The organism is Sphingomonas sediminicola (assembly GCF_014489515.1).
Taxonomy (GTDB): Bacteria; Pseudomonadota; Alphaproteobacteria; order Sphingomonadales; family Sphingomonadaceae; genus Sphingomicrobium; species Sphingomicrobium sediminicola.
Genome location: NZ_CP060782.1, coordinates 1,317,928 through 1,343,731, shown reverse-complemented (window position 1 = coordinate 1,343,731; position 25,804 = coordinate 1,317,928). Strand labels below are relative to the sequence as shown.

Sequence of the window (25,804 nt, the reverse complement as noted above, 5' to 3'; positions counted from 1 at the left end):
AATCTAGAAGTGGTCGTCGATCGGCTTCGTCCGGGCGACGTGTGAGGGCGCATGCGGCGGCTCGATGTCCGCCGGCTCTTCCGGATCGAGTTCGCCCTCCCACTTGGCGACAACTGCAGAGGCGACCGCGTTGCCCACGACGTTCGTGGCTGACCGGCCCATGTCGAGGAAGTGGTCGACCGCGAGGATAAGCAACAGCCCGGCCTCGGGGATGCTGAACATTGCCATGGTGGCCGCGATCACGACAAGGCTCGCTCGCGGAACACCGGCCATCCCTTGGACGTGATCATCAGGACCAGGAGCATGGTGACTTCCTGCCCGAGGCTGAGATCGATTCCATATGCCTGAGCGATGAAGATCGTCGCGAAGGTCATGTACATCATCGACCCGTCGAGATTGAACGAATAGCCGAGCGGCAGGACGAAGCTGGCGATGCGCGGGGGGACGCCGAAGCGGTCGAGCGCTTCCAGGGTCCGTGGATAGGCGGCCTCGCTCGACGCCGTCGAGAAAGCGAGCACGATCGGATCACGGATGTATCGGACGAGGTGGCGCGTGCGCGGCCCGACGATCACGAATGCAGCCGCGACCAGCAGCATCCAGAGAACGAAGAGACCAAGGTAGAAGCTGCCGACGAACTTGCCGAACGTGAAGAGGATCTCCGGTCCCTGTTCGGCAATGGAGCTGGTCACCGCGGTGAAGACCGCGAAGGGCGCGAACCGCATCACGTAATCGGTGACCTGGAGCATCACCTTCACCAGGGATTCGACGCCGCGAACGATCGGTCGTCCCGCATCACCGATCGCTGTCAGGGCGACGCCGAAGAAGATCGAGAAGATGACGATCGGCAGGATTTCGTTCGTGCTCATCGCATCAAAGATCGACGCGGGGACGAGGTGGGTGATGAAGTCCTTCAGGTTGAATGCAGCGGTTTCGATACCGCTCGCCGCTGTTGTCGGCGGCAACGGCAGGTTCAGTCCGACGCCAGGCTGGAGGAGGTTGACGAGAACGAGTCCAAGCGTGAGCGAAACCAGGCTCGCGAGGATGAACCAGGTGATCGAGCGCAGGCCGACACGTCCGAGCGCGGCAATATCGCCCATGTGTGCAATGCCGGCGACCAGCGTCGAGAAGACCAGCGGCGCGATGATCATCTTGATCAGCCGCAGGAAGAGGGCGGTGACGATGCTGAGATATTCGGCGATTTGCTTCAGCCGCTCCGCGCTCTCGGGGGAGCCGTCGTCGATCGCGGCATTGATCGCCCAACCGGCGATGACGCCGAGCACCAGTGCGATCAGGATGAACCTGGTCAGTTGCTTTGCCACATTGTCTCCCTTGAATGGTCACGACACAAGCGGGTGCCCGCGGTTCGTCAAGCGGTCGACTTCACAGGTGGCCGCGCTCTGGCTAGGTGCGGCGAATGGCTGGAACGTCTGCGTCAAACCCTTCGGCTGTCGATCTGCTGAGCTTCGGCCGCGATGTGCTCCACGACGAGGCTCGGGCGCTGGATGCGCTTGCCGACAGTCTCGGCGAGAGCTTTGAGCGGGCGGTCGGGCTGATTGTCGAGTGCAAAGGCAAACTAATTGTCAGCGGCCTTGGCAAATCCGGGCATGTGGGCCGCAAGATCGCCGCCACTTTTGCTTCGACCGGGACGACGGCCACCTTCCTGCACCTTGCAGAGGCCATTCACGGCGACCTCGGCATGGCGGCCGGCGGCGACATCGCGATTCTCATCTCCCAAAGCGGTGAGACGGCCGAGCTAGAGCCGGTGATCGACCATTTCTCTGCAGTCGGAATTCCTGTGATCGCGATCACCGGCAACCCGCAATCCATGCTCGCAAGCTCGGCGGAGGCCGCTCTCGTTCTTCCGCATTGGCAGGAAGTAGGTCCGGAGTCGGTCGCCCCGACGACATCGACGACCATGACTTTGGCGCTGGGCGATGCGCTCGCGATGACGGTCATGCACCTGAAGGGCTTCACGCGCACCGATTTCGGGCGCTTGCACCCAGGCGGATCGCTCGGCGCTCGTTTGAAGCCGGTGAAACGGCTGATGCACTCCGGCAATCAGCTGCCGCTCACATCGGGCGACAGCAGGATGCGCGAGACGATCGTGCAGATGAGCGAGAAGCGTCTTGGCGTCGTCGGCGTTGTCGACGGCGAAGGCTACCTGATCGGCGTGATTACGGACGGCGATCTTCGTCGGCACATGGAAGAGGGCCTCGACCATGTGGCGAGCGACTTCATGACGAAGGACCCGAAGACGATTGGGCCGGACGCGCTCGTCGATGAAGCCCTGACCTTGTTCGACGAATATCGGATCACGACTCTTTTCGTCGTGGACGAGGACAATGGCCGGAAGAGACCACTCGGCGTCCTCCACATTCACGACTGTCCGTCCGCGCGATGAACGTGGTCATCCTGATCCCGGCGCGCTTCGCGTCCTCGCGCTACCCGGGCAAGCCGTTGGTCCCGCTGAAAGGGTCGAGCGGAACGGCAAAGCCCCTGATCCTTCGGACGGTAGAAGCGGCCCGTCGGGTCCGCGAAGCGTCCGGCGTGTTCGTCACGACCGACGATGAGCGGATCGTCGAGGAATGCACGCGCTACGGCGTCGGAGTCATCATGACTTCGCCGGAGTGCCGCAACGGTACAGAGCGCTGCGCAGAGGCGCTTGGCCAACTTCACGATCCGGACCTGGTCATCAATTTCCAGGGCGACGCGCTGCTCACGCCGCCCGGGTTCGTCGAAGCTCTGATCGATCGTATGCGAGACGACCAGGACGCCTTGGTAGCGACCCCGGCCATGCGACTTCGGAGCAGCGAAGTGCGGGCGCTCCAGGCGGAGGAAGCCGCGGGCCGCGTCGGCGGAACCTCGGCGGTTATCAATGACCAGGGGCACGCGCTCTATTTCTCCAAGCGCCTCATCCCGCATTTGCCCGCCGGTACCCTCGACGGCGAAATGTCGCCCGTGCGGCTTCATGTCGGGGTCTACGCCTATCGCCCAGAAGCGCTGGAGCGCTACGTGACGACCCCGGTGAGCGAGCTTGAGACGCTCGAAGGGCTGGAGCAGCTACGGTTCCTCGTTGCCGGCCTTCCGGTAGCCGTCGTGGACGTGCAGCCACCGCCCTACGCGCTTCGAGAACTGAACAATCCAGAGGATGTGGAGCCGATCGAGCAGGCGCTCATCGACGCCGGGCTGGAATGAGCTACCTCGACGCGCTTCCAGAGCGCTACCGGGTCATACTCTGCGATATCTGGGGCGTGGTTCATGACGGCGTGAACCTTTATCCCGGAGCCGCCGAACGACTCCTCCAATGGCGGAGCGAAGGCCGCACCGTAATCCTGATCACGAATGCGCCGCGAACCGCCGAAGCGGTCGAAAGCCAGCTCGCGCGCATTGGCCTGCCCGCGACGCATGGGATGCCCTATCCACAAGCGGCGAGGCAGGAATTGCTGCCCTGACGTCGATCGGCCGCCCGGTCGGGTTCATCGGCACACACGCGGATCGCGTCATCCTCGAAGGCAGGGACGTTCAATTCGCTGACGACGGCGAGTTCGACCAGCTGGCGTGTACCGGTCTCGACGACGATCGTAGGGAGGTGGGCGACTATAAGTCTACGCTTGAGGATCTCAGCCGCCGCGACGTTCTCATGCATTGTCTGAACCCCGACCGGGTGGTCGTCCGGGGCGGCGTCCCGGAGCCATGTGCCGGAGCGCTCGCGGACGTGTTCCTGAGTCTAGGCGGGCGCGTCGAGTGGTACGGGAAGCCGTTTCCCTCGATCTACAGGCATGCTCTTGGGCTAGCGGGCGATCCACCTCCCGACACGGTCCTCGCCATAGGTGACGCGCTTCAGACGGACGTGCTTGGCGCAGCGAAGATGGGCTTTGAGGTGGTGTTCGTGGCCGGTGGAATTCACGCCGGCGAACCTTTCCCGCACGATTTCGGACCGCAAAACGGCCTCGGCGACTGGCAACCGGTGGCGGTTGTCGACGGCCTGCACTAGATAGGCCGCCATGCAATTGTTCGGACGAGACATCGGGCTGAATCGGCCCTTCTTCCTGATAGCGGGCCCGTGCGTGATCGAGAGCGAGGAACTGCAGCTTCGCACTGCGGAGAAGCTCAAGGCGATCACCGACAAGCTCGGCATCCTGTTCATCTTCAAGTCCAGCTTCGATAAGGCGAACCGATCGTCCGACAAGAGTTTCCGCGGCCCAGGGATGGACGAGGGTCTCCGGATCCTGAGCAAGGTTCGTGAGGCGCTGGACGTGCCGATCCTGACGGACGTTCACGACATTCCGCAGATCGAGCCTGTCGCGCAGGCCGTGGACGTGCTCCAGACGCCTGCGTTCCTGGCCAGGCAGACCGACTTCATTCACGCCGTCGCTGCCTCGGGCAAGCCGGTGAACATCAAGAAGGCGCAGTTCATGGCGCCGCACGACATGGTCAACGTCGTCGACAAGGCCCGGAACGCCGCCCAGGCGGCCGGCGTCAACGAGGAGACGATCATGGTCTGTGAGCGGGGCGCGTCGTTCGGCTATAACAACCTCGTGTCCGACATGCGCAGTCTCGCGATCATGCGGGAGACCAACTGCCCGGTCGTGTTTGACGCGACACATTCGGTGCAGCTTCCTGGTGGGCAGGGGACAAGCTCCGGCGGCCAGCGCGAATTCGTGCCGGTGCTTGCGCGTGCAGCCGTGGCGACCGGCGTTTCGGGCCTTTTCATGGAGACCCATCCCGACCCGTCGAATGCCAAGTCCGACGGACCCAATGCATGGCCGCTCGACCGGATGGAAAGCCTGCTGACCACTCTGGTGGAGCTCGATCGAACGGTGAAAGAGCGAGGCTTCGAAGAGGCAAGCCTGTGAAACCAACGGTCTTCATTCAGGCCAACGACCGGCAGCTGCTCGGCGCGAAGATTTCGGCCCACAGCTACAAGCGCGCAAGTGCCAGGCCGGACAGTTTCGATGTGAAGATCATGCGGGTGCAGGACTTTCCGCGCATCATGCAGCAGGGCCAGTCGATCCTTCGTGCCGGCACCGTGCGCCCCTGGGAGCCGGACGACCTGCAGAGCTTCACGCCGCTGCGTTTCGCACCGCCAAGCCTGATGAACTTCGAAGGAAGGGCAGTCGTCACCGATCCGGACTGCTTCGGCGTAGGAGACGTCGCGGACCTGCTGGAGCAGGATATGGAGGGCAAGGCCATCATGGCGGTGGCCCGTCCCGGCCATAACAATCAGCCCGACTATATCGCCACATCGGTCATGCTGCTCGACACCTCGAAGCTGAAGCACTGGCAGTTCGAGAGGGATCTCGACGACCTGTTCAATCACCGGTTCGATTATGTCGACTGGATCGAGCTGAAGCGCGAAGACCGTTCGACCATTGGGTTTCTCGACCCGCACTGGAACGATTTCGATCGCCTTTCGCCGGAGACTGGGATTCTCCATACGACCAAGCGCCGGACGCAGCCCTGGAAAACCGGCCTTCCGGTCGATTACACGCTCCGCGAGCGCGGGCCGTTCGATTTTCTCCGGCGCTGGACCAACCGGCACTATCAGGAGCACCCGGACCCGAAGCAGGAGGCCCTGGTCTATTCGCTACTCGCCGATCTCGTGGATACGGGGGAGGTCACACGCGAGGAATTGAAGGCGGAAATGGCGGCGAATCATGTCCGGCATGACTCGCTTCGGCTGGTCGACCGCTATCGCGGGTGGCAGCTACTCGACGCGGTCGCCTAGCAAGCGTTTCACCGCCGCGACGGCGGTTTCAACAGGGTCTTCGACGGCTCCGGCGTTTGGCTCATCGATTGTGCCCACGAGCCCTTTCGATTGCAGCTCGGTCCAGAAACGGCGGACGTCGCGTTTCGAGCCGGAAAGGCCGTTCGTGCCGAGCTCTCGCTGTCCCTCTTCGTCGAGATCAACCGGAATGAGGCCAACCGGCTTACCCGTCAGCACCGCCTCGGAGATCATCGAAACGCTCTCGGCCGTGACATAATGCTGGTCAGCATCGGCGAGCAGTACGGGGTAGCGAATTCTGCCGTCGGCGACGATCTCGCATTCGGCGCCTGAGCGAGCGATTGCTTCAATTGCGGAAGGTGGCGTTCGTGGGCTTGTTGCGACGATCAGCGATCCGCCAGCTGATCGTGCCTTGTCTGCGAGCCGTTTCACTGCATTCGCGAGCACTTCATCTTGCAGCGCCCAGTACCGTGTCTTTCCGCCGACAGACACGAGAAAGTGAGGTCGTGGCAGCTCGCCGAGCCAATTCTCTTCTTCGTTCGTCGGTTTCGGAGCCTTGCGATAACGTGCCATCGAGACGGGCAAGGTCAATACATTGCCTTGGTCCCTCACAGGATACTGGGGCGTAGTGATCACGAGATCGAACAGTTTCGCCTCGGCCCTCGGATTGCCGAGACGGACGATCTTCGTCCGGCCGCCGCTGGCACCTCTGATCCAACGAGCGGCTGCGACGCTGCGCCGGCCGATCCCGATGACCAGATCTGGCCAGGGCGGCTGCAGATTTCGCCTGGCGTCGCTGGTAAGCAAATGCGGACGTGCCGGAAACAACTTTAGGAAGATCGGCCAGAACTTCCGATAGGTCGGCGTCCGGGTCTCGAACGGGAGCCGAAGTCCCTCCGCGAGTGCAAGCAGTTGGTTGTTGTCGCCGCGCCTATGTCCCAGCAGGACCCAGATTCTCGGACGCCGCGCGCTCATCAAGCCTTCGATCGGACGCGCCGATATTCAGCCCTGACCTGCAGCGCGAGGACAATCCCCATCGACGCATAGGCGAGGACGAAAGCGACGGCTGCGCCCATTATTCCGAAGTTCCAGCAGAGCGGCGCGATCAGGCCGAAATAGACGATCGTTCCGATTAGCCGCGCCTTCAGCGGCGCGTCGGGCCGATCGAGCGCATAAAGCATCGAGGGCAGCGGGAAGCTGAAGATGCCGATGACCGGCGCGATGATAAGCACCATGAGGACCGGGTAGGCTCCCAGGAACTCGTCGCCGAAAATGAGGCTAACCAACGACTTGCCGCCAACTAGCAGCAGCAGAACTGCGGCCGATGCGACCATTCCAGAAAAGGCCGCGCTTCGTAGCATGAGCTTCCAGGGATGCTTGGTGGAAAGGTCCATCCGGACGACTTCCGGATAGAAGGCCTTCGAAAGGAAGTCGGCGGGTTTCTGCGCGCTGTCGGCGAGGCTGGACGCGACGCGGAACAGTGCGGCCGCGCTCGGCCCCAGCAAGCCGCCGACGACGAGCCGGGCGATGGGCCCCCAGGCCGTAATCAGGCTCGACGTCAGGTTCACATGGATCGCGAAGCGCCATGCGCCAGGCAGGGTCGTCGGCCGAAGCGTCGGGCGAATGCCTTTCAGCAGCCCGCGCCTGCGAAGCTCACGCCACGCCAGGAACCAGAAGTAGATGTCGCCGCCAAGGTCTGTGATGAACCAGATCCCGACATAGATTTCGAACGGCGCTCCGGCCGCGAAGGCGATGCCGGCGAGGACTGCCCGGGCGATCGGATAGGTCGTTCCTTGCCAGCTGATGAGGTCGAAGCGGTCCAGGGCGCGGAGAACTCCCACCGGCGTTGCCGCTCCCATGGTCGGAAGCAGCGTGCAGTAGAGCATTGCCAGCCAGAGATATTTGTCGGGAATTCCGAACCAGCCGCCGAGGAATGGGAGCACCATGACCGCAACGATCATGCCCCGATGCCGCTGACCACGTCCAGAGCGAAGGCAAAGCCGGTCGACGACTTGAAATCCTCGTGCTCGCCAAGGGCCAGCGCCTGTCCGCCGTAGCGGACGATCAGCTGCCACGACTGGAACTTGCTGAGCCCGCTAGCGGCCTTTGCGTAGCTGGTGATGAGGACCAGCATTCCGAACAGCATCACGCCGAGCCCGCGGCCCGCGAAAGCGAGCGTCGCGATCCCGGCGATTGCGGCCACGACTTTCGAGACGGCCAGGTAGCTGCTGTTCTTGAGCAGCGACCTGAAATGCGCGTCCTTGAACCAGTGCTTCATTCGCCGGCTCGCCTAGACGAGCCGGCTGGCTATGTCGCGCGGCAATTTAGGCTGTCAGGCGGGTTCGGGAACGCGCTGCTGGATGACCTTGTCTGCCAAGGGGCCGTTGAGTTCCGCCAGATGGTCGAACTGCGCCTCGTAGGTTGCAAGGCCCTGGCTCTGCGAGCGCAGTTCCGCCTCCAGGCCGCCAAGCTCCGCTTCCGGCAGAAGGGCCTCGACGCGATCCCAGCCGGTCCAACCATCGCGTGGCGCCATTCCAAGCATCTGCCCGCGCCGACCTGCCACAGCCGATGTGATGCGGCTCGTCGCGCTCGACGGACAAACGACCGTGACTCGATGCATGGGCTCCAGAAGGTGGGGTTGAGCCGCAGTAAGCGCTTCCTGCATGGCCAGACGGCCGGCCAACCGGAACGCAAGCTCGGAGCTGTCGACGCTGTGATAGCTTCCGTCGACGAGGGTCACGGCAACGTCGACGACCTGGAAGCCGAGCGGTCCTTTTGCCATTGCTTCGCGGACGCCTTCCTCGACGGCTGGAATCCACTGCTTCGGCACCGAGCCGCCGTGGATCTTCTCTTCGAACTGGAAGCCGTCGCCGCGGCCTACGGGACGGATTTCGATGATCACGTCGCCGAACTGGCCGTGGCCGCCGGATTGCTTCTTGTGGCGTCCATGCTGGCGAACCGGCTTCCGGACAGATTCGCGATATCCGATTGCCGGAGCATGGCTCTTCACTTCCACGCCGTAGCGGCGCTTGAGCCGAGAGATGACGGTGTTGAGATGCTCGTCGTTGATCCCGCGAAGTCGGATCTCATGATTTGCATCGTCATGCTCGACGATGAGGCCGGCATCCTCCTCGGTGAGCCGCTGCAAGGCTCCGGACAGCTTCACGTCGTCCTTGCGGTCGGCGGGCTCGATCGCGAGCGCGCAATTGCGTGCCGGGAACTCGATCTCGACTGGCGGCGGCAACTTGCCGGTTCCCAGCCACTGTCCTCCCTTGACGGAGTCGACCTTGGCCACGGCAACGACGTCGCCGGCGCGGGCCTCGCCGATCTTCTGGGTCTTCTCGCCCTGAACCTTGAACAGCGATCCGGCGCGGGCGTGATCGCCGTCCTGGGTCTTGAGGTCCGAGCCTTCCGAAATCTTTCCGCCCAGCACACGGGCAAGGGCGAGGCGGCCGATCGATCCGTGCAGGATCTTGAACGCGTACATTGACGGATCGGAAACCGAGAGGCGTGCCGCCGCGACTTGCGGGCCTGGAGCTTCATGCCGGAGTGCTTTCAGCAGGCGGCGAACGCCCCATGAGCCTGTCGCGGACCCAAACAGGACCGAGACGCCGATATTATCTCCGGTCTCGCGGGCGAGGTCCTGAAGGACTTTCTCGCGGGTCGGGGTCTCGTCCATCAGCAGTTGCTCGAGAAGTTCGTCGTCATGGTCCGCGAGCTGTTCGAGCATATGGGTCCGCGCTTCGATCTCACGGTCCTGGAGATCGGATGGAATCTCGATCCGCTCGGACTCCTGGCCTGCGCGATATTTGAACGCATATTCCAGCGCGAGGTCGACGAAGCCACTGACCTTCTCGCCGTCCCAGATCGGAATCTGGCGGGCGAGCAGCGGGGACACGCTCATCGGCTGCAGTGCGGTCAGCAAGTCGCGGATCCGGCCGTGCGCCTGGTCGATCCGGTTGACGTAAATCAGGTGGGGAATGCCGAGCTCGTCGAGCATCCGCAGGGCAGGGGCTGCCAGCGGCGCGCGCGAGGGGTCCGGGTCGACCACGACAATCGCCAAATCGGCGGCCGCAACCGCGCGGGCGCCATCCGCCGAAAAGCCGATCGAGCCAGGGACATCGATCAGTGCGAATTCGTCGTCGAGATATTTGAAATTGTAGAGATTGAGCTCCGTGGAGCCGCCGCGTTGCCGCGATTCAGGACTGTTGTCGCCGATGCTGCTGCCATTTGCCGTCGAACCCAGCCGATCCGTTGCTCCGGCCGCGAACAACATGGCTTCGGCAAGGCTGGTCTTTCCCGCGCCGGCCGGTCCGACCAGCGCGATTGCTCGAGTGCCGTTGGCAATACCAGGCATGCGACTCTCCCTTCGTCCGTTTGGCGGGCGTGCGAGTCGCTAGAAGGCGCTCACGCGCTCTTCGAAACGATTAGCGTCGGACTCTTTGCTGCCGTTGGCAAGAGCGTGCGACGATTCGCTTCCGCAACGATGCGACGGGCTGACGTTTTTCCAAGAGCGGCGAAGAAGAGGCAGTCGGCCTACACCAGGCGTTTGACACGGACGCTGCGGTTACCTTCGAAATGCTACCAACCCGCCGGCTGATCCGGTCTAACGATCAATTGGACTCCCGGAGGTCCTCCGTTGGAGGCCAAAACAGGCATGAAGGGCGTTGTAGAAGCTTCCACGATTGTCATGCCCTCCCTGACAGTTGAACGGCGTACATAAACGGGCTCGCCGCCCGGGGAACCATGATCAACCGAGATCTTGCCGATCGGCACTACGAGAGAAATGCCCTTACTGCTGTCGAGCCCTTGATGCGTCTGCCGGGTTTTTGCCGACCCCGCGGATTTGCCCTGATCCGCAGCTCGCGAATCCTGGGCAAAGGTCGCGGGGGCATCACCAACCACGATCGCGATTCCAATCGCCATGCACAGAGCGGTTCGCATTACGCTGACACCTCCCACAGGCCGGGCTTCACCGCCGGCGTTACTCGCGTCCTTCCTGCTTGCACTGGCCGGCGTTGCGGCAGTTGAAGAAGTTCGCATCCACATAGCCCGCTACCGATTGCCCGAGCAGGGCGCCATGTACGTCGGCCGTGCGGAAGTGAAGCCCGCCGAAGACTCGCGCATCGATGATGTCGGGGATGACATCGGTGAAGCGGCTGTAATGCCGCGTCGATCCCGTCCCCGGTCCGACGCCCGGGCTCACGAGATCGAACTCCGCTGCGTCGCTGCCGAAGAACGCCTTGGCGCTGTTCAGGAACCCGCTGAAGACGCAGTTGGCGCCCGATGGCTCGTCTGCGTATGGCGGCAACGGCAGGAGCGAGGTCCAGCCGGTATCGGGCTCGGTCGCATCGTTGCCGTCGGTGTCGGCGAGCTGGATCGCGCTCGTCGGCCGCCAGAAGCCCCAGCGACCCTTTTCTGCAAAGCAATTGATCAGGCTGTCCGCCGCTGTCATGGCGGTCATGGCGTGGAATCGCGCTTGTTGAGTGATTGTCAGTCCCTTATCGGCCGCCACCTGGCGCATGGCTGTGTACAACATGGGAACCGGGTGACCGCCCGTAAATTGCGCCAGCGATGTCTCAGCCGCCGTCCGCGTAGATCCGGTGGCCCGGCCTTTCGCCTTCACCTCATTGAACTCGGCCGTGTACTGGGCGCTTGTCAGAGGGAGCGGCGGCCCTGACGTTTGGAAGTAATCCGAGCTCGGCAGGGTGAACGGTCGCACGTTGCGTACCCATGCGTTCGGGTCGTTTACCGGGTTCGGGCGCCATTGCCCGGGACCCGGCGAGGCGGGAAGGGAAAGCCGGGCGCGCCGAAGCGGCCGTCACCGGCCCGGTTGGCCAACATCGCCGCGGCAGCCGCGGCTCCGACTTTGATCCCGTTGGCCTTGGCGTCGCCTGCGGGGATCTCGGCCAGCGAGCTGGCGTATTCTGCATCGAGACGGGCTTTGATTGCCGTCTTGACCGCGGCGGTCAGCGTTGCCGTCAACGGCGCCTGATTGACGAGGCCGATCAGGACATCATGCGCTGCTGTCGAAGCTGCTGCGCCCTTGGATGCGCTGGTAGGTGCCTTCAGTCCGTCCAGGTAGGGGTCGTGGCCGCCCTTGATGGCGTTGACGGCGTCGTAGACGGCGCCCTGGACCATCGCGATATGAATGAACGCGACCGGAGGCGTAAACTGGACGCCTGGCGTGGCGGCAGCTGGGCCGTTGACGAGAGTGATTGCGGCTCTTTCATTCCATACGCGCACCGCATCGTTCTCAGAAGCGTAAGCGGGGCCGGGATCCAGGGTGACGGAAGCGAGCAGGGCGATGGCGAAGAGCCCCGCCCCCCGCTTCACACGCGCTCTTCGCAGACGAGAGTCCGATTTGTTCGCCGTTTTCGGAGAGCTGAAGGAGTTAAGTGCGCTATCGAATTTCGAGATCATCATGAGACGTCCTCCTCGACACCCGCTTTGCTGCTCTGCCGCTCGTCATCATCGTGGTCGCGGCCGGTTTGTAACTGGCCGTCGGAGCGCGCGGCCGGAATAATCTTGCCGGGCGCTTCGCCGAGGGCTGTCTAGATACGCCTGTTAGTTCCTGCGCGAACCTTATCAAAAGTTAGAAATCTTCATTCCCTCACTGGATTAGGCACTGCTGAGAGCTAGCCTCGTCTTGACCACGAAAGCGGAATGAAAAGGCTCTGAAGTACACGTCTAGGGGTGCAGACAGTCGAGTGCGCCCCTCGGGCGACGAACGAGTTCAGCCGTCCAGCATATGGTCGGCAAGGCTGTAGGAGTGGCTCGCCTGATATGCGTTACGCCCGCGGTTCATGTGGGTAAGGTTGAAATTCCGGATCCCGCGCAACGCTCGATCATCGGTGAGAAATGCGCGGATTGAGGTAGAGCTCCGCACCTTGATCACGAATAGATCGACCGCGCTCGGGAAAGTGCAGGCGATGTCGTTTGGCTCGACGACGGATCGTTCCAGAAGCCCTTCGTCCAGATCGTCCGCCGTGGCGGTTCGGTCCGTTGTGAAATCCGAAAGATGGACGATGAATCGCGCCCGGACGTCCTCGCCATCTGCGTAGAGCGTGAACAACTCCATCCAGCTCGCATTTATGCGAACGAGTGGTTTGTCGGACGTCGATGGAAGGCAGGAGACGGACCAGTAGAAGCGTTCGGTCGTGCGCGGGATGGGTATGCAGCGTTCGGCATAGAGCCGGAGTAGGCCGAGAACATCCTCCGCCTGCGGGCGACGGAGAAACTTCTCGAACCGGGCAACATATTTGAAACGCTGCTCTAGCGACTCCGCGCGCTCGTCCGCATCGGACAACTCGGCATTGCCTTCCAGCCAGGCACGCTGCTGCTCCGCGTCCAGAAACTGACGCAGGCCCTTGCCGCCAGATCGGCGGGCTGTTGTCACCGCGGCTTAGGCGGCCGGAAGCAGCCGTTTTTCACCCGCCAGCCGGATCAGCGCCGACTGCAGTTTCTCGAACGCTCGGACTTCGATCTGCCGGATACGCTCGCGACTGACGTTGTAGACCTGGCTGAGCTCCTCGAGCGTCTTCGGCTCGTCGGTCAGGCGCCGTTCGGTGAGGATATGCTTCTCACGATCGTTCAGCGTCTCGAGCGCATCCATGAGCAGGTCATGGCGGACGCGGCTTTCCTCGTCCTCCGCGATCAGTTCGTCCTGGAGCGGGCCGGTGTCGACAAGGAAGTCCTGCCACTGGCCTTCGCCCTCGGTGTCGCGCAGCGGGGCATTGAGGCTGGTGTCGCCACCCATTCCCATGCGGCGGTTCATCGAGATCACTTCGTCCTCGGTGACGCCGAGGTCCTTGGCGATCTTGGCGACGTCGGCAGGTTTGAGGTCGCCCTCCTCGAACGCCTCGATCTGGTTCTTCATCCGGCGAAGGTTGAAGAAGAGCTTCTTTTGCGCCGCGGTGGTGCCCATCTTCACGAGGCTCCACGAGCGCAGGATGAATTCCTGGATCGACGCGCGGATCCACCACATCGCGTAGGTGGCGAGGCGGAAGCCCCGATCGGGCTCGAACTTCTTCACGCCTTGCATCAGGCCGATATTGCCTTCGGAGATCAGCTCGCTGACCGGCAGGCCGTAGCCCCGGTAACCCATGGCGATCTTCGCCACGAGGCGGAGGTGCGAATTGACGAGCTTCGCGGCCGCGTCCGTATCCCCATGCTCACGCCAGCGCTTGGCGAGCATATACTCTTCCTCTGGAGCGAGGATCGGGAATTTCTTGATCTCGGACAGATAGCGATTGAGCCCTGCCTCCCCGCCACTGGCGGGGATCGAGACGACATTTCTTTGTGCCATGCGCTTATTACGTCTCCCTGGGCCGGACGCTTATTACTCGTCCTAGCTCGTTAGAACCTATACCAAAAGGGCGGTGAACAGTTCCTGCATGTCCGCTGGCATGCCACTGGCGAACGACAGGCGGTGCTTGGTGACCGGATGCGTGAAGCCAAGCTCCGCTGCGTGCAACGCCTGGCGATGAAAGTTCAATCTTTTCAACAGCTCGCGGCTGCTCTTTCCAGAATGGCCGTAAACCGGATCGCCCAGCAATGGATGGCCGAGCGACGCCATGTGGACTCGAACCTGATGCGTTCGGCCCGTCTCGAGCCTGCATTCGACAAGAGCCGCGTCCTGCAGGATTTGCAAGCGACGCCAGTGGGTTACGGCGCGTTTCCCGCGACTTCCTTCGACTATCGAAATCTTCTTGCGGTTGGTCGAAGAACGGGCGAGCGGAGCGTCCACAATTCCCTCTGCCGTCTTCGGAAGCCCCGCGACGATCGCGAGATAGCGCCGATCGATACTGTGAGCAGCGAACTGCTTGGCGAGACCTTCGTGCGCTACGTCCGTCTTGGCGACCACCAACAGGCCTGACGTATCCTTGTCGATGCGGTGGACGATGCCGGGTCGGGCAACTCCTCCGATACCGGACAGGGTTCCACCGCAATGGTGAAGCAGCGCATTGACCAGCGTCCCATCGGGATTGCCGGCAGCAGGGTGGACGACGAGGCCAGCCGGCTTGTCGACGACCAGTAGATGTTCGTCCTCGAAGACCAACCTCAGCGGAATGTCCTGCGGCTCGTTATGAGCCGGTCGGGCTTCGGGAACAGTCAGTGTGAACGCTTCGATTCCACGGACCTTGAGAGCCGGGTCGCGAACAGCGGCCGAAGCCTCCGACTGCAATGCACCGCTGCGGATCAGCGCTTTCAGCCTTTCGCGCGATAGGGTTGGAACGGCATCGGCCAGCGCGCGGTCCAGCCGCCATCCTGCATGGCTCGACTTTAGCTCGACGCTGATGACCTGGTGGCCCCCACGTGTTGGATATGGGAATCTGGCGAAGGTCTTTCAATGATTGGCGCTAGTCGCCCTTTGGCCCGAGGTAATTGTCGCCATAGACCGCCCGCCGGATGTCGTGGTGGAGCGTCCCGTCGAACGGCTCCGACTGGACGAAATAGACGACCGTTAGCTTGTTCGCCGGATCGACCCAGAAGAGCGTCGACCAGGCGCCGTCCCAGAAGAATTCTCCGACGGCGCCGCGGTTTTCCTTCTTGCTCTTCGGCTGTCCCGTTCGAACTGCGAAATCCAGCCCGAAACCCCATTGAGCTTGTCCGGAAGCCAAGAGCGCTCCACGATCCGCGGGTCGAGTTGGTCGGTGGACATCAACTTGGCGGTCGCGGGCTTGAGGATTCTCACGCCATCAAGCGCGCCTCCGTTCAGCAGCATTCGGGCGAACCGCATGTAATCGTCGAGCGACGACACCAGCCCGGCACCGCCACGAGTGAGCTTCCTGTTGGAGAAATTCCATAGGCGTATGTCGGCTTCGTTCTTGCGCTGAAGCTTTCCGTCAGAGCCTCTGGCGTAGGGTATGGCCAGGCGCGAATAGCGCTCCTGCGGCTGCGTCCATGCGGTGTCTCTCATTCGCAGCGGCACGAAGATGTGCTGCCGGACGTAATCCTCGAACTTCTGGCCGGACAGCTTCTCGACGAGCGTGGCCTGGACATCGACGGCGAGGCTGTATCGCCATTGGGTGCCGGGTTCGTACGCCAAAGGCACCGTGGCCATGCGCCGGCTGAATTCGGGCAGATCGTTGCCGGGATTGAGCGGGTCCGCGGCGGCGAGCGCCTTCTGCGGATAGGAATCTCCCGGACCATCCCCCAGTCCTGCCGTGTGACGGAAGATATCGCGGACCAGGATTGGGCGGTGGGGCGGGCGCAGGACCGGGTTCCCGGCGCTGTCCGCACCTTCGTAAACCTTCGTCTGCGCGAATTCGGGCAAATAATCGGAGAGCGGGTCGTCCAGCCGGAATTTTCCCTGCTCCCACAGCTGCATCAGCGCGACGCCGGTGACCGGCTTGGTCATCGACCAGATCTGTGCGAGCGTGTCGCGGCGCATTGGCCGCTTCGCCTCGCGGTCGGCATAGCCGGCGGTACCGAAATAGATTTCCTTGCCGTCCGCCAAACGAGGGCAGAGGCACCGGCGGCGCGGCCGCCTGTCACCATCTCCGCGAGTGCTCGGTCGATGCGCGCCTTGTCGATATTCATCGTCGCGGACGCGGTCCGCGTGGCCGGAGCGGCTGTCGCCATTGTGGGCGAGAGCGCTGCAGCAAGCACAGCAAGCAAAATGGTCTTCAGCTGTCCCTCCAACTCCGAACGCAGAAAGTCCGCGTAAAGGGCTTAGGCCGCGGGTGAAAGTGGAAGAACTTGCGCGATGTTAAACCTTGGCTCATTCACGCGGCCATGAACGCCGTTGATCTCGCAAGCCTGCTCTGCTCCAGGCTCTGTCACGACCTGATGTCTCCGGTTGGAGCGCTCAACAACGGCATCGAGTTGATGGCCGACGAGCAGGACCCGGAGATGCGCGACCGTTGTGTCGAATTGCTGGCCGACAGTGCGAAGGCGACTGCAAATAAGCTCAAGTTCTTCCGGCTGGCCTTTGGGGCGGGTGGCGGCTTCGCGGACGCGATCGACGCCAATGAGGCGAAGGTCGCGCTGCAAGGCATCTTCGGGCGGAGCGCAGGATCGAGTTTGGCTGGATGGTCACGCCGGAGAAGCTGTCGAAAGGCGCGATGAAGTTGCTACTTAACCTGGCTTTGATCGCAGGAGATGCGCTCGTCCGTGGCGGCCGCCTCGACGTTGGCGCGGAAACGACTCAAGAAGGACTGGAAATCGCGATCCGGGGTGAGGGGCCGCGCGTCATGCTCGATGCCGGGCTTCGCGAGATGCTGACGAAGGGCGTACCTGCCGAAGGTCAAATCGAGCCGCGCGCTGCAGGGGCATGGCTGGCCCAGGCTCTCGCCAAGGAAGCTGGCGGTGCGATCCGTCTTTCGGAGCCTTCGCCCGAAGTCCTGATCATCGGAGCGATCGTTCCCCGGAACTGAACGTCCATCAGGGATAACGGCGCATTAACAACTGCGCGCCATAAGCGGCCCGAGAGGGCGGGACCGCGTACCGATGGACGATCTGATTTCCGAATTCATTGCCGAATGCCGCGAGATGCTCGAGGCGCTGGGCGGAGAGATCGTCGCCTGGGAGGCATCGCCGGACGACCGCGCACGTCTCGATTCCATCTTCCGTTTCGTCCACACCGTCAAAGGCAATTGCGGCTTCTTCGACTTCCCGCGGCTTGAGGCGCTCAGCCACGCTGCAGAGGATGCGCTTGCAGAAGTGCGCGCAGGCCGCCGTCAGCCGGACGGGCCACTGGTGAGCGCCGTTCTCGCCGTCATCGACCGCATCGCCGAGATGGTAGCGGCGCTGGACGCTGGCGAGGATATTTCGACTGGTGACGACAGCATCCTGATTCAGGCGCTTGAACAGGGGCCGAGACACCTCTCGCACCCGTTGCTGCCACCGTGGCGGAAGCGCAGAGCAAGGCCGTCGCCCCGCGCACGATCCGGCTCTCCGTCGAACTGCTCGACCGCCTGATGAGCGGCGTTTCGGACATGGTGCTGGCCCGTAACGAGCTTGCGCGCCGTTTGCGTGAGGCTCCGGGCGACGTCGCCGTCGACGGCGCGTTCGAGCGTCTTTCCTCGATCATCGCAGACATGCGGGATGCAATCACCCGGACTCGGATGCAGCGGATCGAGAACCTGTTCGTCGCCCTTCCACGGATGGTCCGTGACCTGTCGGCCGAACTAGGCAAGCAGGTGCTAGTCGACATCGAAGGCGGAGACGTCGAACTCGATCGCGAAATGATCGAAATGATCCGCGATCCCCTGACCCACATCATCCGCAACGCAGTCGACCACGGGATCGAGCTTCCTGCCGAGCGTCTCAAGGCCGGCAAGCGCGAGATTGGCATCCTGTCCGTCTCAGCGCGTCAATCGGGCAACCAGATCCTGATCGACATCCAGGACGATGGACGAGGCATCAACGGCAAGAAGCTCGTCGAGAAGGCGATTGCAGCCGGTGTGATCGAGAAGTCGGAGGCGTCCGATCTCGAACCGCGCGAGCAGCTTGCACTCATCTTCGAAGCTGGCCTGTCGACCGCCAAGGAAGTGACGGCAATTTCCGGGCGCGGCGTCGGCATGGACGTCGTCCGGTCTAACATCGAGCGCATCGGCGGAATCGTTGAGGTCGACAGCACATTTGGTGCCGGAACGCGAATGACCCTGCGTGTCCCGCTCACCTTGACCATCATTCCGGCGCTTACCGTTTCCGTCGCCGGACAAAGCTTCGCGATCCCACGTTCGGCGATCGACGAGATCGTGCGCGCAAATGGGGAATCCGTCACGCTCGAAAAACTCGGCGGGGCAGGGGTTGCAACCATCCGCGGTCGTCGGGTTCCCGAAATCGCACTGTCTGACGTTCTTGGACTGAAAAGCGACATTCCGGAGCATGAACGCAGCCTTGTCGTCCTCCGTCCGGCAGGTACCGATGTCTACGCCCTCGCGGTCGACCGAATCCATGATCACGAGGAGCTCGTCGTGAAGCCGGCCGCGCCGGCGGTCATGGCGACCGGTCTTTATGCGGGAACGACGCTCGCCGACGACGGCAGCCCGATCCTGCTCTTCGATCCGGCCGGAATTGCACAGGTTGGCGGGGTGAAGCTCGAATCACACGACCGCGCCGCCCGCATCGTAGACGCTCCGATAGCGGCCGTCGAAGTCGATACACCTGTTCTGCTATTCCACGGACTGGACGGCGGCCGGCGCGCCATGCGCCTGGCGATCGTCGACCGCATCGAGGAGGTCCCGGCCACGGCAATCCGGCCGGGCGCCGGGCAGCTTCGTGTGCAACTCGGCGAAGCCATCCTTCCGCTTGCGGGCGTCAATGGAGAATTGCCGTCCGAAAAGGTCAGGCTGTTCCGTCTCAATGATGGCACTTGCGAGATTGGCTATGCCTTCCGGGAGGTCATCGATCTCTCCGCCATTGCACACGACATCATTCCGGCCGAGCATCCGGGCGAAGTCTCCGCGGTGACCCTGGTTGCCGGCGAACCGGCTGAGCTGGTCGATCCGCACTGGCTGTTCTCCACCTTCCTGACTGCGGCCGAGCGCCTGTCTGAGCAACCTGTCTGCAGGCTTCCGGCTGATGACCCATGGATGCAGAACATGCTACGTCCGATCGTCGAGGCCGCCGGTTACCGCGTCGTGTCCGAAGCCGACGAGTATGAAGTCGATCTCGCCATCCTGTCGGAAGCTTCGAGCGGCGATCTCACGGCGGCGCGCATCATCCGTCTCCGCTCGGAGCCTGATCCGACCTCAGCAAAGGACGAAACCATCTATCGCTATGACCGGGCCGCTCTGCTGACGGCGCTCAAGTCCGCAGGCGCAGGGAGGCGCTGATGGCCGAGCTTCTTCTGATCGTCACCATCGGCGGCGAGCGTGTGGCGCTTCCCGCTGCAGCCGTCGAGTCCGTTGTCGAGCTGGACACCTTGATTCCGGTTCCGCGTGCCGCGCCTCATGTCGCGGGCCTTTCGGCTTTGCGCAGCCGCGTGCTTACCGTCATCGACTGCATGCGCTCGCTCGAGCTTGGCGCGACCGATTGCTCAGACGGAATCCGCGAAGCAGCAGTCGTCGAACTGGACGGTCACCATTACGCATTGATCGTCGACCTGGTCGAAGACGTCGTCGAGGTTCTGTCGGAGCCTGTAATCGTGCGAGCGGCCATGGGCGAGGGCTGGGAGCGCGTATCCAAAGGCATGGTCGAGACCGAGCAGGGACCGATCCTGCTGATCGATATTGCCGCTCTCGTTAGCGGCGTCGAAGTCAAGGCCGCTTAAGCTCTTCGTTACCCTTAGCGTTTAAGTGCCTAATCGAAACCGGGAGTGGGAAGCGTTCCAGTTATGAAGACCTGTCTGATCGTCGACGACTCCAAGGTCATCCGAAAGGTCGCTCGGCACATCCTCGAGACGCTCGAGTTCGAAGTCGACGAGGCCGGTGACGGGCGTGAGGCCCTGTCGCGCTGCGAAGCAAAGATGCCGGACGTCGTCCTGCTAGACTGGAATATGCCGGTCATGAGCGGAATGGAGTTCCTCCGCATGCTCAGGCAGCGGGGCCATAGCGACCAGCCCAAGGTCGTCTTCTGCACCACCGAGAACGACATGGCGCATATCCGCGCCGCGCTGGAAGCAGGTGCCGACGAATATGTGATGAAGCCGTTCGACCGAGAAACGCTGCACATCAAGCTTCAGCTCGTCGGCGTAGCTTAAGGTTCGGGCCGTGGAGCGGGCGCTCGCCAGTTCGCGGGATCGCCAGTCGGTCCCGCCAGTAAAACATCGCCGCCGCATCCGACTGATGATCGTGGATGACAGCGCCGTCGCGCGCTCCGTCCTGTCGCGGATGATCGAAAGCGACAGTTCCTTCGAAATCGCGGCGGTTGCCGGAACGGCCGAGGACGCGATTGACGCGCTTCAGGCGGTTCGGGTCGACACGATCCTTCTCGATCTCGAAATGCCGGGCGCGGGCGGGCTGCGGTCCATTCCGCGTATCCTCGACAACGCCTGCGGCGCGCACGTGATGATCGTGTCATCGGTGGCCGAGGAAGGCGCCGAGGAGACGGTCGCAGCGCTTGCCCTCGGTGCGGCGGATGCCTTGCCGAAGCCGGGCACGGGTCGCTTCAACGGCCGCTTCTCCGAGGTGCTGATCTCGCGCCTCAAAGCGCTTGGATATGCCGAGGATCAACGGCCGGCGGCAGTCGCTCCGGTAAGCGCCGTCGTCAACGCACCCCTCCGCGCCATGTCGGCCGAGCGAGTCGAGCTGCTCGCGGTCGGCGCGTCTACGGGCGGAATTCACGCGCTCAACAGCTTCTTCGAGACTCTGCCGAGGCGCATCGGGATCCCGATCCTCGTCACCCAACATTTGCCAGTCCCTTTCATGCCGGTCTTCGCTCGCCAGCTCGGCATTGCCGCCAAGCGCGAGACGCTGGTTGCGGAAGAGGGCATGGCGCTGCTTCCTGACCGCGTGATCATCGCCCCGGGCGATGCGCACTTGATGGTCGTCGATGGGCCCGATGGCCCTGTCGTGCATCTCGACCGCAGCGCGTCCTATTCAGGCTGCATGCCGTCCGTCGATCCGATGTTCCAGTCGGTCAGTGCTCTCTATGGCGCTTCGGCTGCAGGCGTGGTCCTGACCGGCATGGGCCGCGATGGTGTCCAGGGCGCGGCGCGAATGGTCGCGGCAGGCGGCTCCGTCCTTGCGCAGGACGAAGCGAGCTGCGCCGTCTGGGGCATGCCGCGCTCCATTCTGGAGGCTGGCCTCGCATGCGCGATTATGCCTCCCGACAAACTTGCAAGGCGTATCGCGTCGCGGGTGGGAGGCGGCGCTTGCAGATAAGCGATAGTTCCAGCCGAATCCTCGCCGGATTGCTCGAGGCGCGTACCGGCCAGCAACTGACGATGAGCCGGCGCTGGCGGATAGAGACCGCGCTTTCGGCATTGCTCCGCGAGCGCGGAATCGCGACGCTGGACGAGCTCATCACAATCCTTGTCATGAACAAGGAGCCGGGACTGTCGAACCAGGTGGTCGAGGCTCTGCTCAACAACGAGACCTACTTCTTTCGCGACCGGACACCGTTCGACACGATCTCGAAATATGCGCTGCCGGCGCTGGCCGTGAAGCGTGCCTCGAAGAAGAGGCTCCGCATCTGGTCGGCCGGCTGCTCGACGGGACAGGAAGTCTACTCTCTGGCGATGCTGTTCGCCGACGATGCGGAGAAGTGGAAAGGCTGGACTATCGACATCCTTGGCACCGACGTGTCGAGCTGCGTGATCGACCGGGCGAAGAGCGGCGTCTACTCGCAGTTCGAAGTCCAGCGGGGCTGGCAATCACGCAGACCATCCGCTGGTTCGAGGAATGCGGAGACGGCTGGCGGATTGCGGAGCCGCTTCGCAAGCAGGTCCGGTTCCAGGTCCACAACCTGCTTGAGCAACCGCCGCAGCCGGGTGGCTTCGATATCGTGCTCTGCCGGAACGTCCTGCTCTATCTCTGCTCGGAGAAGAAGGCGCTGGCGTTCGACCGGCTGTCATCGGCGATGGCGGACGACGGTTGGTTGATGCTTGGCGCGGGCGAAACAGTCATCGGTCAGACGAAGAAGCTGTCTGCGGATCCGAAGGCTCGCGGTCTCTATCGGCTGGAAAATCGCGATAAATCGGATCGCAGGACTATCCAGGAGCGTCGGGCCGCCGCGCGAGCTTGAGCTTGGGGTTGACCGAATCTGCGGCTGATGCGCCATTGGGCGCATGGATCTGGACGTGATCGAAAGGCCGTCGCCGAATTTCGACGAGCGGACGATGCCAGTTTCCATGATCGTCCTGCACTATACGGGCATGCCCGACGCGGAAGGCGCACTGAACCGGCTGACCTCGCCGGACGCGAAGGTCTCCTGCCATTACCTGGTCGATGAGGACGGCACGATCTATCGGCTGGTCGATGAGGAGATGCGCGCCTGGCACGCCGGAAAGTCGCGCTGGCGGGGCATTTCGGACGTGAACTCGGCCAGCGTTGGAATCGAGCTGGTCAATCCGGGGCACGAGTTTGGCTACCGCAATTTTCCTGACGAGCAGCTGGCATCGCTCATCCCGCTCGTCGCTGACATCAAGGGGCGCCACGGCATCGGCCGCGGCAATGTCGTCGGCCATTCCGATGTCGCGCCCGCGCGCAAGGAAGATCCGGGCGAGCTGTTCCCATGGGAGGCGTTGGCTCGCTACCGCCTGGCACTTCCAAGCCCGATCCGCGACCTGATCGATCCCTTCTGGACGGACGCGGCCTTCCTGCTCGCGCTCGAACGTTTCGGCTACGATGTAACGGACGAACAGAAGGCTGTGATTGCCTTTCAACGTCGTTTCCGGCCGGACCTGATCGACGGCATAATCGACGGTGAATGCAGGGCCAAGTTGCTGGCCCTGTTGCTGCCAAGGCCGCAATAACCCATATGCAGACTGCCAGAGGGCCAGGCGGCCGCGGTTTCGCAAGAGACACGAGGAAAGTCCGGGCTCCACGGAACAACGGTGCCGGGTAACGCCCGGCGGGTCATGCTTCGGCAGGGCTCAGGGAAAGTGCCACAGAAAGCATACCGCTCGTCCTTGGGCGGGTAAGGTCGAAAGGGTGCGGCAAGAGCGCACCGCGGGGCGGCAACGTCACCGGCACGGAAAACCCCACCGGGTGCAAGACCGAATAGGGCGGCATATGAGCTTGTTCCGGCTCGTCGCCCGGGTTGGTTGCTTGAGGGACGGAGTAATCCGTCTCCTAGAGGAATGGCCGCACAGGCGCAGCAATGCGCTGGACAGAACCCGGCTTACAGGCCCTCTGGCGATATCTGACTGACTGGCGAACGTCTCCGCTCGCCATTAGGTGGAGTGGAGATGGTAGGCACGAAGAGATCGAACGACTGGGCTTCCCGCGGTGGCGCGCCTATGGTGCGGCGGGGCGCGGTGCATCCAAGGTTCGCCTTTGCGATCGCGAGGGCTGCAACGAAGTCGGCGATCGGCCCGCGCCCAAGGCGCCGCATAGCAAGGACCGCTGGTACTTCTGCGAGGCGCACGCCGCCGAATATAACAAGAACTGGAATTACTTTGCCGGGCTTAGCCCGAGGAAGCTGCGCGCCGTGCCGCCGAAGAAGAATCGGGCGCTTCAGCCTTCCGCACATCTGCTCAATGGCAATGGCTGGTCCGGCGATGGCAGCCGCAGCCGAGACGAGATGCGCGCGCTGGAAGTGCTGGAGCTCGATCCGGACGTCGAATTCAAGGATGTGAAGGTGGCGTATCGCCGCCTCGCCAAGGAGCATCATCCCGACACGAACGCCGGCAATAGGAAAGCTGCCGACAAGTTTCAGAAGGTCCAGGCGGCCTATGAAGTCCTTCGCAAGGCAGAAGAACGCAAGAACGGAAAAGTCGCCTAGCTGCTGAGCATGAAGGTCGCCGCGCTATGCGCGATGGGCCGTTCCGGATCTCCCCGTGGGCAACGCCGCGAATGAAGGCGATCTGACGCGTCAGCTTCACGCATTCGCAGCGCGCGATGACGGTTTCACCCTTCAAGGCTGGGCGCATGTAGTCGAGCCTGAGATCCAGCGTGACGATCGGGACGAAGTGGCCGAGGGTCATCCAGACCGAGCCGCCGCTGGCCGTATCGATGAGGCTGACGATGGCGCCTGACGCGAGCACCCCTGTCTCGGGCACTCCCACCAGCTCTTCGCGCCATGGGAGGCAAAGCTCCATCCAGTTGTCGCCGGAGGCGCGATACTCGAGCCCCAGGGCCATGCCGTGCCCGACCCGGCGAGCCAGTTCGAAAAAGCGCTCGGGATCGAAGCTCGCGGTCTTCGCAGTATCGCTCATGCGGCGAGCCGCTGGGCGGTTTCCCGGATCAGCGCGATCATGTTTGGGACGCCCTGAGTGCGGTTCGCGCTCAGATGCTTGCGAAGCTCGAACGGCGCCAGGGCTTCGGTGACATCCATCGCAGCCACTTCCTCGGCTGGCTTGTCCTGCACAGCCGAGAGAATCAGCGCGACAATGCCCTTGGTGATCGCGGCATTGCTGTCCGCAAGGAAATGCAACCGCCCGTTTTCCGTGGTCGTCGGGTAGACCCAGACCGAAGCAGAGCATCCGCGGACCTTGGTCGCGTCGGTCTTCAACGCCTCAGGCATCGGGTCAAGCTCGCGCCCGAGATCGATGAGCAACCGGTAACGATCCTCGCCTTCGAGCAGTTCATACTCGTCAAGGATGTCTTGGAGTGAGGGCAGGCCGGTCACCACGCCCGCCTAGCAGCCGGTCGACCCGCCTTCTAGCGGTCGCGAAGCTCTTCGATCTGCTTCGAGAGGGTGTTTTCCTTCTCGATCGTGATCCGCTCGAGCACCTGGATGCGCTCCTTTAGGTCCTTCACCTCGTCGCGCAGCCGCAAATTCTCGGCGTGCTCGCGTGGATCGATTTGCGCCTCGCCACGTTGCGCATGACCGTATTTCGCTCTCAGAACCGAGGCGATCATCACTGCAACCACGATGACCGCGACCATTTCGAAGGGGTTCATTGAGCCTTGTCTCCATGTTCCAGCCGAGGCTTCTCGCGAAGAGCTTCGATCTGCGCGGCCGTTTGCAGGCCGCCATCCGTGACTATCTGCTCCAGCACGCGGAGTCGCGCCTCCAGCTCGGCGTTGTTCGCGGCATATTGGGCCGCCTTCTCGGCTGCAAGGCTGGTTTGGGCATCGAGCTGCTTCTCACGGAACGTGAAGAAGCGCCGTGCCATGTAAGACAGGAAAATCGTCGGAATGAGGACGACGATCAGAAGGCTTATGACTTCTCCCGGTCCCATCAGGCGTTACCCCCCTTGTCGATCGCCAGCGCGTCGATTTCGCGGGCGAGGCGATGCGGCTGGTCGGTCACGATCCGCTCGACCGTCTCCAGCCGATCCTTGATGGACCCGAGCTCGGCCCGAAGCTGGGCGTTTTCACTCGTGAGCAACTTGATGCGCTCAGCATGCTCGCGGCTGTTCGAGGGATGCAGCGGCGTTCCCCAGGACGTTTCCAGCGGATAGCCGTTCTTGATTCTCAGCCAGGTGGTGAACACCCAGCCTCCGACGCTGACTGCCACGATCACCGCGATCATCGGGAACAGGTTTGCAAGAAGGCTCAGAACTTCGGAATCCATGGC

At 62.9% G+C, this 25,804-nt stretch carries 27 protein-coding genes, 1 other RNA gene and 6 pseudogenes; 17 read left to right on the top strand and 17 right to left on the bottom strand.

Features of this window, described 5'->3' with window-relative positions:
• Positions 1-3 precede the first annotated feature (3 nt).
• Positions 4-1,319: pseudogene (locus H9L14_RS07195) on the bottom strand (dicarboxylate/amino acid:cation symporter).
• Positions 1,320-1,414: 95 nt separating this feature from the next.
• On the opposite strand from H9L14_RS07195, the gene H9L14_RS07190 reads away from it, so the two are divergent.
• Genes H9L14_RS07190 through H9L14_RS07165 form a run of 6 tightly spaced genes read left to right on the top strand, consistent with a single transcriptional unit; the run spans position 1,415 to position 5,728 of the window.
• The gene (locus H9L14_RS07190) at positions 1,415-2,401 is read left to right on the top strand and encodes a KpsF/GutQ family sugar-phosphate isomerase (protein WP_187709770.1); all 987 of its coding nucleotides are present in this window, start codon (positions 1,415-1,417) and stop codon (positions 2,399-2,401) included.
• On the top strand, positions 2,398-3,195 hold the full coding sequence (locus H9L14_RS07185) for a 3-deoxy-manno-octulosonate cytidylyltransferase (RefSeq protein WP_187709769.1): 798 nt from the start codon (positions 2,398-2,400) through the stop codon (positions 3,193-3,195). The genes H9L14_RS07190 and H9L14_RS07185 overlap by 4 nt, the downstream gene beginning before the upstream one ends.
• Positions 3,192-3,452: an HAD family hydrolase gene (locus H9L14_RS07180; protein ID WP_187709768.1), complete on the top strand. Its 261-nt coding sequence runs from the start codon at positions 3,192-3,194 to the stop codon at positions 3,450-3,452. The genes H9L14_RS07185 and H9L14_RS07180 overlap by 4 nt, the downstream gene beginning before the upstream one ends.
• Positions 3,440-3,994, top strand: a complete 555-nt coding sequence (locus H9L14_RS07175) for an HAD hydrolase-like protein (protein WP_343070251.1) — start codon at positions 3,440-3,442, stop codon at positions 3,992-3,994. Before H9L14_RS07180 ends, H9L14_RS07175 begins: the two co-directional genes overlap by 13 nt.
• Positions 3,995-4,004: 10 nt before the next feature.
• Positions 4,005-4,856 carry a 3-deoxy-8-phosphooctulonate synthase gene (kdsA, locus tag H9L14_RS07170; protein WP_187709766.1) on the top strand — a complete coding sequence of 284 codons (852 nt, stop codon included), beginning with the start codon at positions 4,005-4,007 and terminating at the stop codon, positions 4,854-4,856.
• A complete protein-coding gene (locus tag H9L14_RS07165; RefSeq protein ID WP_187709765.1) occupies positions 4,853-5,728 on the top strand; it encodes a hypothetical protein in 876 nt (291 codons plus the stop codon). The genes kdsA and H9L14_RS07165 overlap by 4 nt, the downstream gene beginning before the upstream one ends.
• Here the strand turns inward: H9L14_RS07165 and H9L14_RS07160 are convergent.
• The 11 genes and pseudogenes from H9L14_RS07160 to H9L14_RS07115 form a co-directional block, all read right to left on the bottom strand.
• On the bottom strand, positions 5,708-6,700 hold the full coding sequence (locus H9L14_RS07160) for an ELM1/GtrOC1 family putative glycosyltransferase (RefSeq protein ID WP_187709764.1): 993 nt from the start codon (positions 6,698-6,700) through the stop codon (positions 5,708-5,710). The genes H9L14_RS07165 and H9L14_RS07160 overlap by 21 nt on opposite strands.
• Positions 6,700-7,686: a lipopolysaccharide biosynthesis protein gene (locus H9L14_RS07155; RefSeq protein ID WP_187709763.1), complete on the bottom strand. Its 987-nt coding sequence runs from the start codon at positions 7,684-7,686 to the stop codon at positions 6,700-6,702. Before H9L14_RS07155 ends, H9L14_RS07160 begins: the two co-directional genes overlap by 1 nt.
• A complete protein-coding gene (locus H9L14_RS07150) occupies positions 7,683-8,003 on the bottom strand; it encodes a polysaccharide biosynthesis protein (RefSeq protein WP_187709762.1) in 321 nt (106 codons plus the stop codon). Before H9L14_RS07150 ends, H9L14_RS07155 begins: the two co-directional genes overlap by 4 nt.
• Positions 8,004-8,057: 54 nt before the next feature.
• Positions 8,058-10,082 (bottom strand): elongation factor G, encoded by a 2,025-nt coding sequence (locus H9L14_RS07145; RefSeq protein WP_187709761.1) that lies wholly within the window; start codon positions 10,080-10,082, stop codon positions 8,058-8,060.
• 627 nt (positions 10,083-10,709) lie between these two features.
• The gene (locus H9L14_RS07140) at positions 10,710-11,264 is read right to left on the bottom strand and encodes a vanadium-dependent haloperoxidase (protein ID WP_222949953.1); all 555 of its coding nucleotides are present in this window, start codon (positions 11,262-11,264) and stop codon (positions 10,710-10,712) included.
• A gap of 209 nt (positions 11,265-11,473) precedes the next feature.
• Positions 11,474-12,061 carry a hypothetical protein gene (locus H9L14_RS07135; protein ID WP_187709759.1) on the bottom strand — a complete coding sequence of 196 codons (588 nt, stop codon included), beginning with the start codon at positions 12,059-12,061 and terminating at the stop codon, positions 11,474-11,476.
• Between the two features lie 400 nt (positions 12,062-12,461).
• The gene (locus H9L14_RS07130) at positions 12,462-13,124 is read right to left on the bottom strand and encodes a hypothetical protein (RefSeq protein ID WP_187709758.1); all 663 of its coding nucleotides are present in this window, start codon (positions 13,122-13,124) and stop codon (positions 12,462-12,464) included.
• Between the two features lie 6 nt (positions 13,125-13,130).
• Entirely contained in the window at positions 13,131-14,033 is a 903-nt protein-coding gene (rpoH, locus tag H9L14_RS07125) for an RNA polymerase sigma factor RpoH (RefSeq protein ID WP_187709757.1), read from the bottom strand.
• A 57-nt stretch (positions 14,034-14,090) separates the two neighbouring features.
• Positions 14,091-15,026, bottom strand: coding sequence for an RluA family pseudouridine synthase (locus tag H9L14_RS07120; protein WP_187709897.1), 936 nt, complete (start codon positions 15,024-15,026; stop codon positions 14,091-14,093).
• Between the two features lie 61 nt (positions 15,027-15,087).
• A pseudogene (locus H9L14_RS17380) lies at positions 15,088-15,354 on the bottom strand (serine hydrolase); the annotation flags it as partial.
• Between the two features lie 143 nt (positions 15,355-15,497).
• Positions 15,498-16,187, bottom strand: a pseudogene (locus H9L14_RS07115) (serine hydrolase domain-containing protein); the annotation flags it as partial.
• Positions 16,188-16,465: 278 nt separating this feature from the next.
• On the opposite strand from H9L14_RS07115, the pseudogene H9L14_RS07110 reads away from it, so the two are divergent.
• The 11 genes and pseudogenes from H9L14_RS07110 (at position 16,466) to H9L14_RS15730 (ending at position 24,064) form a co-directional block, all read left to right on the top strand.
• Positions 16,466-17,106, top strand: a pseudogene (locus H9L14_RS07110) (histidine phosphotransferase family protein).
• 73 nt (positions 17,107-17,179) lie between these two features.
• The gene (locus H9L14_RS16980) at positions 17,180-17,650 is read left to right on the top strand and encodes an Hpt domain-containing protein (protein WP_343070247.1); all 471 of its coding nucleotides are present in this window, start codon (positions 17,180-17,182) and stop codon (positions 17,648-17,650) included.
• A complete protein-coding gene (locus H9L14_RS07105; protein ID WP_343070246.1) occupies positions 17,578-19,512 on the top strand; it encodes a chemotaxis protein CheA in 1,935 nt (644 codons plus the stop codon). The genes H9L14_RS16980 and H9L14_RS07105 overlap by 73 nt, the downstream gene beginning before the upstream one ends.
• Entirely contained in the window at positions 19,512-19,949 is a 438-nt protein-coding gene (locus H9L14_RS07100) for a chemotaxis protein CheW (protein ID WP_187709756.1), read from the top strand. The genes H9L14_RS07105 and H9L14_RS07100 overlap by 1 nt, the downstream gene beginning before the upstream one ends.
• 63 nt (positions 19,950-20,012) lie before the next feature.
• Positions 20,013-20,378, top strand: a complete 366-nt coding sequence (locus H9L14_RS07095; protein WP_187709755.1) for a response regulator — start codon at positions 20,013-20,015, stop codon at positions 20,376-20,378.
• A gap of 85 nt (positions 20,379-20,463) precedes the next feature.
• Positions 20,464-21,501: a chemotaxis-specific protein-glutamate methyltransferase CheB gene (cheB, locus tag H9L14_RS07090; protein ID WP_187709754.1), complete on the top strand. Its 1,038-nt coding sequence runs from the start codon at positions 20,464-20,466 to the stop codon at positions 21,499-21,501.
• Positions 21,429-21,920 (top strand): annotated as a pseudogene (locus H9L14_RS16975) (CheR family methyltransferase); the annotation flags it as partial. The gene cheB and the pseudogene H9L14_RS16975, both read left to right, overlap by 73 nt.
• Positions 21,884-22,363: a CheR family methyltransferase gene (locus H9L14_RS07085; RefSeq protein WP_281389449.1), complete on the top strand. Its 480-nt coding sequence runs from the start codon at positions 21,884-21,886 to the stop codon at positions 22,361-22,363. The pseudogene H9L14_RS16975 and the gene H9L14_RS07085, both read left to right, overlap by 37 nt.
• A gap of 43 nt (positions 22,364-22,406) precedes the next feature.
• Positions 22,407-23,093 carry an N-acetylmuramoyl-L-alanine amidase gene (locus H9L14_RS07080; protein ID WP_187709753.1) on the top strand — a complete coding sequence of 229 codons (687 nt, stop codon included), beginning with the start codon at positions 22,407-22,409 and terminating at the stop codon, positions 23,091-23,093.
• 15 nt (positions 23,094-23,108) lie between these two features.
• An RNA gene (rnpB, locus tag H9L14_RS07075) (RNase P RNA component class A) lies at positions 23,109-23,480 on the top strand.
• Positions 23,481-23,770: 290 nt separating this feature from the next.
• Entirely contained in the window at positions 23,771-24,064 is a 294-nt protein-coding gene (locus H9L14_RS15730; protein ID WP_246444546.1) for a J domain-containing protein, read from the top strand.
• Positions 24,065-24,149: 85 nt separating this feature from the next.
• On the opposite strand, the pseudogene H9L14_RS15725 reads toward H9L14_RS15730, so the two are convergent.
• From H9L14_RS15725 to H9L14_RS07045, 5 genes and pseudogenes are all read right to left on the bottom strand, one after another.
• Positions 24,150-24,380, bottom strand: a pseudogene (locus H9L14_RS15725) (PaaI family thioesterase); the annotation flags it as partial.
• Positions 24,381-24,493: 113 nt separating this feature from the next.
• Positions 24,494-24,901, bottom strand: a complete 408-nt coding sequence (locus H9L14_RS07060) for a SufE family protein (protein ID WP_187709895.1) — start codon at positions 24,899-24,901, stop codon at positions 24,494-24,496.
• A gap of 41 nt (positions 24,902-24,942) precedes the next feature.
• Complete coding sequence (locus H9L14_RS07055; RefSeq protein WP_187709752.1) at positions 24,943-25,185, bottom strand: hypothetical protein; 243 nt, start codon at positions 25,183-25,185, stop codon at positions 24,943-24,945.
• Positions 25,182-25,466 (bottom strand): hypothetical protein, encoded by a 285-nt coding sequence (locus H9L14_RS07050; RefSeq protein ID WP_187709751.1) that lies wholly within the window; start codon positions 25,464-25,466, stop codon positions 25,182-25,184. Before H9L14_RS07050 ends, H9L14_RS07055 begins: the two co-directional genes overlap by 4 nt.
• On the bottom strand, positions 25,466-25,801 hold the full coding sequence (locus H9L14_RS07045) for a hypothetical protein (RefSeq protein WP_187709750.1): 336 nt from the start codon (positions 25,799-25,801) through the stop codon (positions 25,466-25,468). The genes H9L14_RS07050 and H9L14_RS07045 overlap by 1 nt, the downstream gene beginning before the upstream one ends.
• Between the last annotated feature and the right edge of the window lie 3 nt (positions 25,802-25,804).

Coding starts and splice junctions, on each gene's coding strand:
- H9L14_RS07150 (WP_187709762.1), bottom strand. CDS start 8,003: ATGAAGCACTGGTTCAAGGACGCGCATTTCAGGTCGCTGCTCAAGAAC.
- H9L14_RS07185 (WP_187709769.1), top strand. CDS start 2,398: ATGAACGTGGTCATCCTGATCCCGGCGCGCTTCGCGTCCTCGCGCTAC.
- H9L14_RS07100 (WP_187709756.1), top strand. CDS start 19,512: ATGGCCGAGCTTCTTCTGATCGTCACCATCGGCGGCGAGCGTGTGGCG.
- H9L14_RS07190 (WP_187709770.1), top strand. CDS start 1,415: ATGGCTGGAACGTCTGCGTCAAACCCTTCGGCTGTCGATCTGCTGAGC.
- H9L14_RS07055 (WP_187709752.1), bottom strand. CDS start 25,185: ATGAACCCCTTCGAAATGGTCGCGGTCATCGTGGTTGCAGTGATGATC.
- H9L14_RS07140 (WP_222949953.1), bottom strand. CDS start 11,264: ATGTTGTACACAGCCATGCGCCAGGTGGCGGCCGATAAGGGACTGACA.
- H9L14_RS07050 (WP_187709751.1), bottom strand. CDS start 25,466: ATGGGACCGGGAGAAGTCATAAGCCTTCTGATCGTCGTCCTCATTCCG.
- cheB (WP_187709754.1), top strand. CDS start 20,464: ATGATCGTGGATGACAGCGCCGTCGCGCGCTCCGTCCTGTCGCGGATG.
- H9L14_RS07095 (WP_187709755.1), top strand. CDS start 20,013: ATGAAGACCTGTCTGATCGTCGACGACTCCAAGGTCATCCGAAAGGTC.
- H9L14_RS07145 (WP_187709761.1), bottom strand. CDS start 10,082: ATGCCTGGTATTGCCAACGGCACTCGAGCAATCGCGCTGGTCGGACCG.
- H9L14_RS07045 (WP_187709750.1), bottom strand. CDS start 25,801: ATGGATTCCGAAGTTCTGAGCCTTCTTGCAAACCTGTTCCCGATGATC.
- H9L14_RS16980 (WP_343070247.1), top strand. CDS start 17,180: ATGGACGATCTGATTTCCGAATTCATTGCCGAATGCCGCGAGATGCTC.
- H9L14_RS07180 (WP_187709768.1), top strand. CDS start 3,192: ATGAGCTACCTCGACGCGCTTCCAGAGCGCTACCGGGTCATACTCTGC.
- rpoH (WP_187709757.1), bottom strand. CDS start 14,033: ATGGCACAAAGAAATGTCGTCTCGATCCCCGCCAGTGGCGGGGAGGCA.
- kdsA (WP_187709766.1), top strand. CDS start 4,005: ATGCAATTGTTCGGACGAGACATCGGGCTGAATCGGCCCTTCTTCCTG.
- H9L14_RS07155 (WP_187709763.1), bottom strand. CDS start 7,686: ATGATCGTTGCGGTCATGGTGCTCCCATTCCTCGGCGGCTGGTTCGGA.
- H9L14_RS07080 (WP_187709753.1), top strand. CDS start 22,407: ATGGATCTGGACGTGATCGAAAGGCCGTCGCCGAATTTCGACGAGCGG.
- H9L14_RS07160 (WP_187709764.1), bottom strand. CDS start 6,700: ATGAGCGCGCGGCGTCCGAGAATCTGGGTCCTGCTGGGACATAGGCGC.